This is a genomic window from Marinomonas hwangdonensis, assembly GCF_003721245.1.
GTDB classification, from domain to species: Bacteria; Pseudomonadota; Gammaproteobacteria; order Pseudomonadales; family Marinomonadaceae; genus Marinomonas; species Marinomonas hwangdonensis.
The window spans coordinates 31,688-45,295 of the sequence record NZ_RIZG01000004.1 but is presented as its reverse complement, the minus strand read 5'-3'; the positions used below and the strand labels follow the sequence as shown (position 1 = coordinate 45,295).

Annotated in this window: 10 protein-coding genes; 5 read left to right on the top strand and 5 right to left on the bottom strand. The window is 46.7% G+C overall.

What is annotated here, in order from left to right:
• Positions 1 to 47 precede the first annotated feature (47 nt).
• From EBI00_RS08165 to EBI00_RS08145, 5 genes are all read right to left on the bottom strand, one after another.
• Positions 48 to 935: a DMT family transporter gene (locus EBI00_RS08165; RefSeq protein ID WP_123095444.1), complete on the bottom strand. Its 888-nt coding sequence runs from the start codon at positions 933 to 935 to the stop codon at positions 48 to 50.
• Between the two features lie 188 nt (positions 936 to 1,123).
• Entirely contained in the window at positions 1,124 to 2,620 is a 1,497-nt protein-coding gene (locus EBI00_RS08160) for a carboxypeptidase M32 (protein ID WP_123095443.1), read from the bottom strand.
• A gap of 138 nt (positions 2,621 to 2,758) precedes the next feature.
• The gene (locus tag EBI00_RS08155; protein ID WP_338322920.1) at positions 2,759 to 2,947 is read right to left on the bottom strand and encodes an SDR family oxidoreductase; all 189 of its coding nucleotides are present in this window, start codon (positions 2,945 to 2,947) and stop codon (positions 2,759 to 2,761) included.
• Positions 2,948 to 2,959: 12 nt separating this feature from the next.
• Positions 2,960 to 3,952: an arsenic resistance protein gene (locus EBI00_RS08150; RefSeq protein WP_206612569.1), complete on the bottom strand. Its 993-nt coding sequence runs from the start codon at positions 3,950 to 3,952 to the stop codon at positions 2,960 to 2,962.
• A 162-nt stretch (positions 3,953 to 4,114) separates the two neighbouring features.
• The gene (locus EBI00_RS08145; protein ID WP_123095442.1) at positions 4,115 to 5,812 is read right to left on the bottom strand and encodes an L-lactate permease; all 1,698 of its coding nucleotides are present in this window, start codon (positions 5,810 to 5,812) and stop codon (positions 4,115 to 4,117) included.
• A 284-nt stretch (positions 5,813 to 6,096) separates the two neighbouring features.
• Between EBI00_RS08145 and EBI00_RS08140 the strand changes: the two genes are divergently transcribed.
• The 5 genes from EBI00_RS08140 (at position 6,097) to EBI00_RS08120 (ending at position 13,563) form a co-directional block, all read left to right on the top strand.
• Positions 6,097 to 7,917 carry an SLC13 family permease gene (locus EBI00_RS08140; protein WP_123095441.1) on the top strand — a complete coding sequence of 607 codons (1,821 nt, stop codon included), beginning with the start codon at positions 6,097 to 6,099 and terminating at the stop codon, positions 7,915 to 7,917.
• A gap of 130 nt (positions 7,918 to 8,047) precedes the next feature.
• The gene (locus tag EBI00_RS08135; protein WP_123095440.1) at positions 8,048 to 9,040 is read left to right on the top strand and encodes an amidoligase family protein; all 993 of its coding nucleotides are present in this window, start codon (positions 8,048 to 8,050) and stop codon (positions 9,038 to 9,040) included.
• Positions 9,025 to 9,720, top strand: a complete 696-nt coding sequence (locus EBI00_RS08130) for a gamma-glutamyl-gamma-aminobutyrate hydrolase family protein (RefSeq protein ID WP_123095439.1) — start codon at positions 9,025 to 9,027, stop codon at positions 9,718 to 9,720. The genes EBI00_RS08135 and EBI00_RS08130 overlap by 16 nt, the downstream gene beginning before the upstream one ends.
• Positions 9,721 to 9,836: 116 nt before the next feature.
• Positions 9,837 to 10,634 (top strand): M48 family metallopeptidase, encoded by a 798-nt coding sequence (locus EBI00_RS08125; protein WP_206612568.1) that lies wholly within the window; start codon positions 9,837 to 9,839, stop codon positions 10,632 to 10,634.
• Between the two features lie 28 nt (positions 10,635 to 10,662).
• On the top strand, positions 10,663 to 13,563 hold the full coding sequence (locus EBI00_RS08120) for a ligand-binding sensor domain-containing diguanylate cyclase (RefSeq protein ID WP_123095438.1): 2,901 nt from the start codon (positions 10,663 to 10,665) through the stop codon (positions 13,561 to 13,563).
• The last annotated feature ends 45 nt before the right edge of the window (positions 13,564 to 13,608 follow it).

Genomic DNA, 13,608 nt, shown 5'->3' with positions numbered 1-13,608 from the left:
GACCCTAAATTCACTTAATACCCTAAATGTCCTGTCGGCTTTTTTGTTTAATCAGCAACCCGCTTTCGCGTTAGCGCTATCCCCAAAATTATTAATAACATGGCCGCTAGGCTTTGCCATTCAATGGCTTCGCCTAAAAGAAGCACGCCAGTAAAATACGCCACGATAGGAATCATGTAATTAATGTACGAAAGAAACGTAGGGCCTGCTATGGCGATAACGGCAAACAAGAGAATGGTGCCAAACGCAGTTGGACCGACACCTAACCACAACATTGATAATGTGGCTTTTAAAGAATAGCTTTGTTGCCACGGTAAATCTTGCCACAGCCACAATGGCACGATAACGATGCTGGAAATAATCATCACGCCAGCCGCTGTTACAACAGGGTTATAGGAGGGCAATCGCCTCACCAAAATGGCATTTATTGCATAACTAAAAGTAGCGAGTAAAATCAATAGACCACTCAGTAAGTTACTGTGGGCGCCTATTAACGACGGCCAAAGTACAATCACCACGCCAGTAATACCAAGCATAAAACCGAAGACTTTAAAGCGATTAAGGCTTTCTCCTAACACAAAATAGTGTGCCAAAATCATTGTCGCCAACGGCATAAATGCCATCAACAATCCTGTAATGCCCGAGCTAATATCCTTCTGACCTGTGGAGATTAAAAAAAATGGCAACAAGTTACCCATAATACCCAGCAGCAAAAATACCGCCCAAGCCAAAGGGTCCAAAGGCAAACGCCAACCCTTGGCATACATAAAGAGAGTGAGAATAATCGCTGCAACCAAGACTCTAAGAGAGACTATCGCCACAGGGCTAAAACTTTCCAGTGAGACAGCGGTAAACATAAATGACGTCCCCCACAGCAGAATGAGTAACAACAGAGAAAGCCAGTTTTTAAGAGTAGGTGTGTAGTTTTGAGCCATGTGTTTGATCCAGTTAGTATTATTACCGCATAAATAAAGAGAGAGAATTTAACCGATAAGCTCCCACGTGTTTGATGTTTTTTGAGTACTGAAAATAAACCGTGAACCAAGACAGACAAAAGGTCACTCAACTCGAGTTATTAAGGAAACATCTCGAATAACTATAGAGATAGAAGTCTTTTCTTGGCTTATTTTAGGTATCGCCCTTCTAAATGTTTTCTAAAATGCGCGGCATTTAGAGTTTCGCCTGCGGCTCGTTTGACGAGTTCATCTGTGGTGTGGAGGGAGGCTTGTGACCAGATGTTGTCGCTGAGCCATTGGAAGATGGGGGTTAGATCGCCGCTTTGGATAGCCATATCGAAATCAGAGCCGAAGTCGACGTTTTGTGTCATGGTGGCTTTGTATTGGGCGGCGTACATGGCGCCGAGTGTGTAGCTTGGGAAATATCCAAATGCCCCATCTGTCCAGTGAATGTCTTGCATGCAGCCGTTTTTGTAGTTGTCTTTGGTAGAGATGCCAAGAGCGGCTTTCATTTTCTCGTCCCACAGTGCGGGTACGTCTGTGTTTTCTATTACGCCGTTGATGAGGTCGCGTTCGATCTCGTAACGCATGATGACGTGAGCCGGATAAGTAAGTTCATCCGCATCCACTCGAATAAAGCCTTTTTCTACTTGGGTATAGATTTTATAGAGGTTTTCTTCGGCAAACACAGGGTCATTGTGTGCGTTAAAGGCTTCCGCTGAGAGTCGTGATAAATGCGAAATAAAGGGTTTACTGCGACCGATCTGCATTTCGAAGAATAAGGACTGAGATTCATGAATCCCCATTGAGCGCGCTTCGCCGACGGGTAATCCGGCAAACGCTTTTGGCAAGCCTTGTTCGTAGCGAGCGTGGCCTGTTTCATGAACGATGCCCATTAAGGCTTGTACAAAGTCTTGCTCATTATAGCGGGTGGTAATGCGCACATCGGTTGGTACGCCGCCACAAAATGGGTGAACACTCTGATCTAGTCGACCACGGTCAAAGTCGAATTGCAGAAGCTTCATGACTTCTAAGCCAAGGGCTTTTTGTGTCGTGGTGGAAAAAGTGCCTGATGGCAAAATGATGGATTCAGATCGCTGCTTTTCCAGTACTGTTTCAATCAGTTCTGGTAACCAGGTTTTCACATCGGTAAACAAAGTATTAAGCGACGCAGTTGTGGTGCCCGGCTCGTATTTGTCGAGCATGGCGTCATAAGGCGTAAGACCAAGTGCTACACCACGGATTTTGGCTTCTTCACGGGATAAAGCAACGACTTCTTTCCAGTTCTTCTCAAAGCCTGTCCAATCATTTTCTTGGCGTTGTGAACGCCACGCATGTTCGCATTTAGAACCCGCGATGGATTGCGCTTGTACTAAGTCTTCTGGAACCATGGTCGCTTGCTGCCATTGGCGTTTCATCTCACGTAAGCTAGCTTTTTGTTCTGTGCTTAAGGATTCTTGCTCGGCGTTACCAAACAACTCTTCTAGCTGTGGTTGCGTTGATAAACGGTGAATATGAACCGATAACTCGGCCATAGCATTGGAACGTGCTTCGCTACCGCCAGATGGCATGTTCGCCGCAGCATCCCAGCCAAGCATGGCTTGAGCATGATTAAAGTGGCTGAGTGTTTGGTAATGTGACGTTAACTTGTCGTAATGAGACATGGTTGTTTTTATCCTATGTGCCTTTGGTTATCCAGAACGGTATCCATTTCAGTCATCTTATTACATAGGTAAATAAGGTTACAGACACGATGTATTTAAGCTCAGATGAAAACGCTTTCTTTCATCTGAGCTTACTTTTCACAAACCACCGGCTAAATCTAGAAAGTTACCCGTTGAAAATGAGGATTGTTCAGACGCTAACCAATAAATTGCCTCTGCGACTTCATCAGGCAAACCTCCCCGTTGCATCGGGATTTTACTTTTGAGTCGTTCTATACGATCAGGCTCTCCACCGTCTGCGTGCATATCGGTATATTGAATACTCACTCTTCGTCCTTTTTACGCTGAATTTGATGTAATGCTTAACAATTTGGTGTTGGTGCGATGGAGTTTTTTCGGTACCCACCATAGGTATATCGCCATGCCGAATAGTTCAATTAAGGACTGAAATACGATCACGACGACGGTTAGTTCAAGCGATGATGGCAATGAAAGGGCAAGGGGCAGTATCACGAAGGAATTCCTGCTGCCTAGGCTGAACGCAAGCACTCTGCCTTGGTATGTGGGTAATGAAAACGCGTTTGCTAGCAGGACGGATAAAACCCCGGCGATGAGTAGAAAAGCACAAAATATCATCAATACGCTAGGAAGCAGGGGCAATGAGTCCATCACGACATTCACTTGGGCCGCGGCGATAGAAAACACAACCATGGACAGTAATGGAACGGGGAGCCAGCCAACCGCGTTTACAAATGGTTGGCGGCCTGCTCGTTGCTCCGTCCATTTCTGGGTGATAAACGCCGCGATTAAAGGCAGGACTATCAGTCCAAAAAAAACCAAAAGCAGTTCTTGCTGAACTAGGCTAATGGCGATTTCCGCACCAAGGAAAAGCCATATATACACGGGCAATAAAAACAGCTGAAGCAGTAAACTCACGGGGGTAAAAGCAACGGCGCGTTTTGTGTCGCCCCCACCTAAGTGAGTAAAGGTAATAAACCAGTCGGTACAGGGAACCAGCAGTACCAGTAATATTCCTAGCTTAACGGCAGGAACGTTAGGCGCAGAAAGCATCAGCACCCAAACGATCAAAGGCAGTACAACGAAGTTTCCAATGACGGCGGCCAACATAAAGCGAGTATCGGTGAAGGCGTCACCTAACTGCGAAAGGGGAATTTGAGTAAAGGTGGCATAAAGGAGCACGCCGAGCAAAGGCCACAAAGCCAACTCTAGATTCCCTGACTGCGCAGGGCTTTGTATTCCTAGCGTCAAGCCAACAATAATGGCGATCAGATAAAGGAATACCTGATATTTTTCTAGCGTTTCTCGGTTCAAAAATCCAATCCTCGTAAGTAGATGGCTGCTTTATACCATAAGGATACGCGGTTTTTTCTATGGTGTTCTGAATCCTGTTGTTTTCGAGGTTTTGATTGTGCTGTGAGAAGGAAATAAGTAAAGGGCCGAATGTCGGCCCTTTTTTAATAGCATGGATAAAGGTTAACCCATAATTGGATCTGTGACGCCCACTACATGAATGGCAATCATGGCCAGTATGCCTGCCATAATCAGGTAGTAAATGGTCGGGATGATGGTCATACGTAGCATCTGCCCTTCTCGTCCAAGCAGTCCAACGGTAGCGGAGGCGGCAACGATATTGTGAATGGCGATCATGTTACCCGCCGCTGCACCTACCGCTTGAGCGGCGACCAATAAGGCACCCGATACGCCGATCAGTTGCGCGGTGTCAAACTGGAATTGCGACATCATCAAGTTTGATACGGTGTTTGAGCCTGCGATGAAGGCACCTAACCCGCCGACCGTCGCAGCAAAGAAAGGATACACGTCACCCACGCTGCCAGCGACTAATTCGGCCATGGCACGTGGCATGGAAGGCAGATCGGCCATGTTGACGCCTGAGTTAATCAAGATACGCACCATAGGAATGGTAAAGAGTAGTACGAAGCCCGCGCCTAAGAGAGTTTTCGAAGACTCACCCAATGCCGCTTGAAATTCACTGAACTTCATACGATGCAAGAAAAAGGTCGTTAGCGCGACCAACACCATGATACCACCCGGCAAGTAGAGAAATTGGATACTACCAGAGACGCCCGTTTCACCGAGAATATTGCTCCAACCAAGTACCAGATTCTGAGTGAAAAAGGCTTTAACATCGGCATTGACTCGAGACAAGACCAACAAGGCAGCAAGTAAAACATAAGGGAACCATGCCAATTTCATTGACATAGGCGCTTTGCCAGTGAGTGTGTCCAGTTTGATTTCTATTTTACCCATCCACTCAACAGGCCATTCGCTTGCTTTTGCAAAGTCCCATTGTGTTTTTGGTAGAAGAAAACCGGCCTTCGCCGCGGGAACCACGATCAAGAGTCCCACTAGGGCACCAATCATGGATGGAAACTCTGGCCCTAAGAAGACACCAGCCGCCGCATAAGGAATAACAAACGCTAAGCCGGCAAATAAGGCAAAAGGCGCCATGGCTAATCCTTCTTTCCATGAACGATTACGGCCAAAGAAACGGGTCAGCATCATCACCATGAACAACGGCATAAGCACACCGATTAGGGCGTGCATGATAGCCACTTCTGACGTAATGAGACGATAAAAGGTTTCCCAATCAGATCCGTTTGCAACCAGTGTTTGCGTAATGCTGGCTTGATCAAGACCACCAGCAACACCCACCACGATGGGTGTTCCCACAGCGCCAAAAGACACCGGCGTTGACTGAATCATCATGCCAATCATGACCGCACCAAGAGCGGGGAAACCAAGAGCGACCAGCAAGGGGGCAGCAACGGCCGCTGGCGTACCAAAACCGGAAGCGCCTTCAATGAAGCAGCCAAATAACCATGCCACTATGATGACCTGCACTCGCCTGTCGGGGCTGATACTGGAAAAACCACCACGAATCGCCGTGATGGCACCAGAGTGTTTGAGCGTATTCAGCAGCAAAATCGCACCAAATATGATCCACAAAATGGCACCGGTTAGCACCAAGCCTTGCAAGGTCGATGCAAGGACTCGATTAAAGCTCATTTCCCAAGCAAGCAGTGCGATGGCCGCTGTGACTAAAAACACCATTGGCATCGCGCGTTTGGCAGGCCAGTTTAGGCCAACCAGTAAAATAGCAGCCAACACTAAAGGGGCGAAGGCTAAGAGTGGAAAAAGGGTTGATTGCATAAGCATTCTCTTATTATTGGATTGTTAATCTTCTGCACAAGAAGCACATTGGTCTTACCAATTTACCTCTATTAGGATTTATGTTAGGGCCTTGACGTGTGTGAGTCAATAAGTGCCTAACAAAATTAGACTTTTGTCTAACAAGGCGAAAAATAGTCGCTAGAAAAGGGGATGTTTTTTTGATTTAGCTCAGGTTTACCGTAAGTATTCCGGTCGCCATTAAAAATATGAAACGGTATGATCGGTGCATTTTGACTCGACTTTTACGAATACGGATGCGGTTTATGACGACGGATATGATGTTTGTTTTTGGTTTGCTGGGCACGACTGTCATTTTATTTTTGAGCAATAAAATGCGTATGGATACCATTGCTTTGATGGTGGTGATTGCTCTGGCGTTGTCTGGCGTATTAACACCAGCGGAAGCGGTATCAGGGTTTGGTAATGCCGTGGTTATTATGATTGCTGGCTTATTTGTGATTGGCGAAGGGCTTTATAAAACAGGCGTCGCCGCAGCGGCGGGGAATTGGCTATTAAAAGTCGGCGGTAGTAGCGAACAACGATTGCTGATGTGTTTGCTTCCGGTGGTGGCGCTTCTTTCTGCGTTTATGAGCTCAACAGGGGCGGTAGCACTGCTGATACCTGTTGTCTTGAGTATGGCAAGTAAGTCCGGCATGCAGCCTTCTCGACTGTTAATGCCGCTGGCGTTTGCGGCCTTGATTGGGGGTATGTTAACTCTAATAGGGACGCCGCCAAATATTATTGTCAGTTCACAAATGCGCGCGGCTGGCTTTGAGCCGTTTGGCTTTTTCGCCTTTACCCCAGTGGGGCTGGCAATTTTCATTGTCGGCATGCTGTATTTGGTGTTTGTCTCTAAATACTTATTGCCCAGTGCCAAGCAAGTGAAGTCAGAAGAAGTACGGTCAAATTTAAAAGAATTCAATGCCCGATACGGGACTCACAACCAGCTGCACAAATTGATTGTGCAGCCGCACAGCCCACTCGCTTTTCGCACATTGGCCGATGTGGGATTGAGAAGCGAATTTGAAGTGACCGTGGTGGGTATCGAACGAAGGGGGAGCTGGCTGTCTAATTTGATGCCCGTCTTGGCAAATACTCAGTTAAAGCACGCTGATATTTTGTGGGCTTATGGCGACCCTAACAACATAGACAACGCCTGTCAGGCTTTACAACTAGGTTGTTTGCAATACAAAGAAAAAGAGCTGTCACGGTTGAATGACATATTTGGGGTAGCGGAAGTCATTGTCCCTCCTCTATCTCGGTTATGTGACCGGTCGATCAAGGACAGTCAATTTAGAGAACATTACAACCTGAGTGTGATTGGTGTGCGACGTGACCTTGCGCCCTTGTCGACCGAATTCGCTCAAACCAAACTGTCGGCGGGCGACACGCTTTTGCTGGCGGGAAGCTGGCAACATATTCGCAATATTGAGCGAAAGCGTGATTTTGTGGTGCTGGACACGCCGACCGAAATGCAAGAAATCCCTGAAACCGCATCAAGAGCGCCAATTGCCTTGATGATCACGTTCGGACTCTTGCTGGCAATGACATTTGGTTGGGTGGCTAACTTAACCGCTATTTTAATTGCTGCCTTATTAATGGTTGTCACTAAATGTTTAAGTTTAAACGACGCTTATAAATCCCTTAATGCCACCAGCTTGGTATTGATTGCAGGGATGCTGCCGCTGGCTCTGGCAATGGAAAAAAGCGGTGCGCTGAGCTACGTCGTTAACCTCTTGGCCGCTGAATACGGACACGCCAGCCCTTTGTTTTTATGCGCGGGCTTCTTCTTACTGACTACCTTGTTAAGCCAATTTATTTCCAATACGGCGACAACGGTTTTGGTTGCCCCCATTGCTTTGTCAATCTCACAAATGCTGAACATAAGTCCAGAACCCCTTATGGTCACCGTGGCAATAGCCGCTTCTACTGCGTTTGCAACGCCCATTGCCTCCCCCGTTAATACCTTGGTTGTTGGGCCTGGGCAGTATCGCTTTGCTGATTTTGCAAAAGTGGGCATACCACTGCAAATTTTGGCTTTAATAGTCACTCTCGCTTTGGTGCCGATTGTGTTTCCTTTTTGATTTTTTTGGCGGTTTTTTTTCATTTCCCTTTAAAACGCGTATATTAGTCTTTTCTGCTTAAGAAACGGTGACGACTTCAAACAACCTATAAGCGTTATTCCTATACGGATTTTCAAGGAGAAACAGAATCATGACAGCGTCAGATTTTCAGTCTCCACCTTGGCATGACAACGCCAAAGGGGGGGAAAGACACATTGGTATTGAGCTTGAAATGAGTGGTCTTGAGCTGGATGCGTTAGCCGATCTCGTCGCAGAATATCTCTCTCTAACGGTCAATGAAAAAGGTCGTTATGAAAGAACCTTAACGGGTGACAGCGCCGGCGAATGGATTATTGAATTGGATTTCGATCTGATTAAGAAGCTGGGGCGTAAAGAACTTAGAGACGAATCGTTTGCTGATCTGGTGAACCGTTCGACAGAAGAGCTACTGGCTTGGGCTGCTAAAAATTTAGTGCCCGTTGAGATTGTCAGTCCTCCCTTGCCACTGGGCCGTCTTGATGAAGTAGAACACCTCGTTTCATTTTTGCGTAAAAAAGGCGCGAAAGGGACCGCAGACAGTGCGGTTAATGCTTTTGGCATGCAACTCAATCCTGAATTAGCCAGTCATGATGCCCAACATATTATGGCGTGTTTAAAAGCTTTTGTGTGTCTATACGACTGGCTCTACAAGCAATCAGACATTAATTTCACACGTCGTGTCACCAGCTACGTTGACCCTTTTCCGCCACAGTATGTGAAAAAAATCATCGTGGCAGAATATTGGCCTGATTTGGCTAATCTGATCGACGATTATCTGGCTGACAACCCTACCCGTAATCGGGCGCTCGATATGCTGCCGTTATTTAAGTTTCTCGATGAGCAAAGAGTCTTAGCAAGCACGGAGGATGTGCTGATTAAAGCCAGACCTACGTTTCATTACCGTTTACCTGACTGCCAGATTGATGACCCAGCTTGGGGAATAAACGTCGCGTGGAATGACTGGATTGAAGTGGAGCGATTGGCCGCTGACAAACAACGTTTAGACGCCTGCTGTTCCGCTTACCATGAATTTTTACAGAGTCCATTAAAACGCCTCATGGGTGACTGGGCGTCAATCGTGGAGGCAAAATGGCTAAACCCATAATTGCGATTACAGGCCCTTCAAAAGGGGCTTTTGGGCCACGCACTTGTGTTGCTTGGATCATTCGTTGGTTTGGTGGTCGTGCACTGCAGCTTAAACCTGGCGATGAAAAACACGCTCCGCACTATGACGCGGTTGTGGTAACCGGTGGACATGATGTTGAGCCCGTATTATACGCGGCCAAACCAGAAGTAGAATCGAATTACGACAGTGATCGTGACGCTTTTGAAATGGCGATCATAAATAATGCGCTAGAGAAAAACATACCTTTACTGGGGATTTGCCGTGGCGCACAATTACTGAATGTGTGCTGCAAAGGAACCTTGTTTCAAGAACTGCGTTTGCAGAGAAAAAACACGTCCAATAGATGGACTATTTTACCGTTTAAAAAATTGTATACAGCCGATAAGCCTGACATTCAAAACGGATTAATTCAGTCCCTTATTGGCAAAGGCCGTTTTCGAATCAACAGCCTTCATAATCAAGGAATCGATCAGGTAGGTGACCATTTGGTGGTGACCGCCAGAGACTCAGATAACATAGTTCAAGCGATTGAAGCGCCAAGTAAGGCGTTTATGTTAGGAGTGCAATGGCACCCAGAGTTTTTACTTTATATGCGATCTCAACGTGCTCTCTTTAAAGCCTTAGTTCATCGTGCCAAACAAGATAAAACTAAGCCATAGTGTGCACATCAATAATCACATAAACCGTTACCAAAAAATAGAGGGAAACGATGGTTGTCGTCGCTTCTCTCTTGTTATTAAATCCCTCTAATATCGACAAACAAAAGATGCATCAAATGACGACTTTATATAAAACCCTTTTAGTCACCACGCTGATTACTTTAGTAGGTTGCAGCTCTTCGCCAACCGGACGTAAACAGTTTGCTATATTGCCTGACAGCCAAATCAATCAGATGGGAGTGAAATCCTTTGCGGTGATGAAACAAGAAACGCCAGCCTCCACCAACACCCCACTCAAACAGCAAGTACAATGTGTTACCGACAAACTTATTGCTACGCTGCCAGATAAATATCGTAACCAGGCTTGGGAAGTTGTTTTATTTGATGATAAACAAGTCAATGCGTTTGCACTGCCAGGTTATAAAATTGGGGTGTATGCGGGCATGTTGGACGTCGCACAAAATCAGTCCCAACTAGCGGCCGTCATCGGGCACGAAATCGCCCACGTATTGGCCCGTCATGGTAATGAACGTGTCTCGACACAGCTGGCCACTAGCCAAGCGCTCGCTTTGGGTTATCAGCTGAGTGGAGAAGCTACGCCAGAAAAAGCCGCCATCTTTCAAGCCCTGGGTCTGGGTGCTCAAGTTGGTATCATATTGCCTTTCAGTCGCGCTCATGAAACAGAAGCCGATTTACTAGGCTTAGCCTACATGTCAGAAGCCGGATTCGATCCTAGAGAAAGCGCTCAGTTATGGAAAAATATGGCCGCCAAGGGAAGCAGCAAAACGCCAGAATTATTGTCAACTCACCCTTCTCACTCTACTCGAATTGACACTTTACAAAAAAATGTACCACCTCATCTTGTGACATATGAGGCGCTAGTCGCCGATAACAAACAAGCGAATTGCTACTAGCGTTTAAATTTTACAGGATGTGATTGTGATGTTCTTACTTCGATTCAAAAAACCTTGGTTCTTGAGCGTGACTTTTCTTATCGCGCTCTTATCTACCAACACATACAGTAACCAAGGTACGCCATTGGCCAATTACTTTGCCGACACTTGGACCACTGAAGACGGATTACCTCATAACAGCATTAACGCCATCACACAAACCAGCGATGGCTACTTGTGGTTTGCCACGTGGGAGGGCGTGGCTCGCTATAATGGCAGTGAGTTTCGCTTTTTTGAACGTTCTGAACAGACAGGCATCATTGACTCTGGTACTCGAACCTTAGTGCCCGATTCAGAAAATGGGTTATGGATTGCAGGGGCACGCGGTGGTATCACCTACCGAAACCATCAACAATGGAAACCACAACCACCCGCTCAAAGCATGGTCAATCATGTAATGAAGGATACCAAGGATAACCTCTGGCTTGCAGTGGAAGGCACGGGAGTGTTTTTCAGGCCAACACAAAAATCTGACGGTGCGCCCAATGCCCATAACGAAGTCTGGGTACTGAAAAACAAGAGCGCTTATCGCTTGCTAGAGGATTCTCAAGGCCGTATTTGGGCCGCAACTGATAGTGGCTTATATCACTTAAATGGCAACAGCCAGCAGGACGTTCTGGCGCAATATAACCTCCCCAATCGACAGGTGTATTCTGTGATTGAAACCCGCAATAAAGAGCTGTTGGTTGCCACTAATCGAGGCGCGTATGTGATTAAGGGCTCACAAGCCTTACTACTTCACCCTAGTTTGGCAGGAGCCACCATCACCACACTGCTTGAAGACAAGCAAAATAATATTTGGCTTGGCACCGTCAATATGGGCGTTTTTCGGTTCGCTCACCAAAAAATCGAAAAACTGAGTGCTGATTCAGGTCTACCTAATAACCGAGTGCTGTCCATATTTCAGGATTTGGAAAACAGCATTTGGATAGGCACAAACGGAGGCTTAATGCGCTTGCGTAACGCGCCTTTTAGCAGCTGGACGAAAGAGCGTGGCTTGGTTGGGGATTACGTCCGAAGCGTTTTCGCATTATCACCGGACAGCTTGCTGGTCGGCTCCAGCGAGGGTCTTAGCGTTATAGAAAAAGGCCTAGCTTATAGCGCACTGAATCAAAAAAGCGCACAAGTCTCAACATTGAGCTTTGCCCGGCGGCGCGCGGGTGGCGTTTGGGTTGGCACCTATTTGAACGGCCTAATGGTATGGCAAGATAACCAGCTTACCCCTTATTTTAACGAGAAAAATGGCTTACCCAGTAATGAAGTCCGGGCAGTACTTGAAGACACCAAGGGTAACTTGTGGATTGGTACTACCACAGGGTTGGTTCGACGCAATGCACAAGGTGAACAAACCCTTTTTACTCGTGAACAAGGTTTACCAGGTAATTATATAATGGCACTGTCGGAGGACACCAAGGGCCAGATCTGGGTGGGGACCGGAGTCGGTGTTGCCATAATCACAGGAAATGAGATCAATACGCTATCCATAAACGCGATGGAGGGTGCGGAATATGCGTTTGGTTTTTGGCCAGAAAAGGACTACGTTTGGATTGCCACGGACCGTGGGTTAATTCGTTACCGGCACAAAGACGGTCACCTTGGCTTAGTCGGCCGTAAGGCGGGGTTACCCATTGATAAGTTATTTCAGGTGATCAGTGACAACCATGGCAGTTTGTGGCTGACGAGTAATCGCGGTATTTGGCAAGTGGCGTATGATTCAGCCCAAGCTGTGGCCGATGGAAAGCAAGAAAATATCGACTTTGAGCACTTTTCCCAAAGTGATGGCATGGCCAGCGCTCAAGCCAATGGGGGATCCAATCCGACCGCGGTTGTAATGAGCAATGGCACTCTGTGGTTTGCCACGGCGAAAGGCGTGTCCATGATAAACAGCTTACGCTTGACCGAAAAGATCGCTCGTCCGCTACCACTGGTGCTGGAATCGGTCTTTGTTGATGGTGAGCTAGTGGATTCAACCCAAAATGCTGCTTTTAAACCGGGTACAAGCCGAGTGGCTATACACTATGCCGGACTTGGCTATGTACTGTCTTCACGTATCCAATACCGTACCCATCTTGTCGGCTTTGAAGAAGGCTGGTCTTTCCGAGACAAAGGTACGACCGCAGAGTACACCAATTTACCTCCAGGACACTATCAGCTTAAGCTCAGTGCGCGCTATCCTTACAACGATTGGACACCTAGCGAAACCCTATACGAGTTCACCATACAGCCTTTTATTTGGCAAACAAGAGAAATGCAAATTTCTGCTTTTGTGGTGTTGTTACTACTCTTGACCGCTGGTGTAAAGTGGCGCCTGCGTCAGCTGCAGGCCAACGAGTTGAGACTCAAAAAGCTGGTTGATAAGCAAACTTTTGCGTTGCAACAACAAACAGAAGAGCTTCGTTGTCTTGCCAACGAAGATGGCTTAACGCACCTACCAAATCGTCGTGCATTTGATCGCTCATTAAGCAGTACGTTTGCCAATGCAAAGAGTCAAGGCACCTCTTTAGCCCTTGCTATTTTAGACATCGATCATTTTAAAGCGATCAATGATCACTACTCTCACCTCGTTGGTGATCAAGCCATACAGCTTATAGCGAAAGAGCTGCATGCGATGACAAATGATAATGTGCACGTTGCCAGATGGGGAGGAGAAGAATTTACTTTGCTGATAGAAGGCATTGGAGCTCATCAGGCCATTTCATATTGTGATCATTTACGCGAGAAGATTGCTAATCTCGACTACACAGACCTTGGCGAGAATTTCGCGATGACAGTCAGTATTGGTTTAGCATTTTCTGATCAAGTGAGGAGCTATGAAGACCTATTACGATCCGCTGACAAGGCACTATATAAAGCCAAGCAAGAGGGTCGCAATAGGGTTGAACTCATATAAAAAGAGGGTGTGTCAACACCCTCTCAAACAGGACAAAACAAACAC

Coding starts and splice junctions, on each gene's coding strand:
- EBI00_RS08165 (WP_123095444.1), bottom strand. CDS start 935: ATGGCTCAAAACTACACACCTACTCTTAAAAACTGGCTTTCTCTGTTG.
- EBI00_RS08160 (WP_123095443.1), bottom strand. CDS start 2,620: ATGTCTCATTACGACAAGTTAACGTCACATTACCAAACACTCAGCCAC.
- EBI00_RS08145 (WP_123095442.1), bottom strand. CDS start 5,812: ATGCAATCAACCCTTTTTCCACTCTTAGCCTTCGCCCCTTTAGTGTTG.
- EBI00_RS08140 (WP_123095441.1), top strand. CDS start 6,097: ATGACGACGGATATGATGTTTGTTTTTGGTTTGCTGGGCACGACTGTC.
- EBI00_RS08135 (WP_123095440.1), top strand. CDS start 8,048: ATGACAGCGTCAGATTTTCAGTCTCCACCTTGGCATGACAACGCCAAA.
- EBI00_RS08130 (WP_123095439.1), top strand. CDS start 9,025: ATGGCTAAACCCATAATTGCGATTACAGGCCCTTCAAAAGGGGCTTTT.
- EBI00_RS08125 (WP_206612568.1), top strand. CDS start 9,837: ATGACGACTTTATATAAAACCCTTTTAGTCACCACGCTGATTACTTTA.
- EBI00_RS08120 (WP_123095438.1), top strand. CDS start 10,663: ATGTTCTTACTTCGATTCAAAAAACCTTGGTTCTTGAGCGTGACTTTT.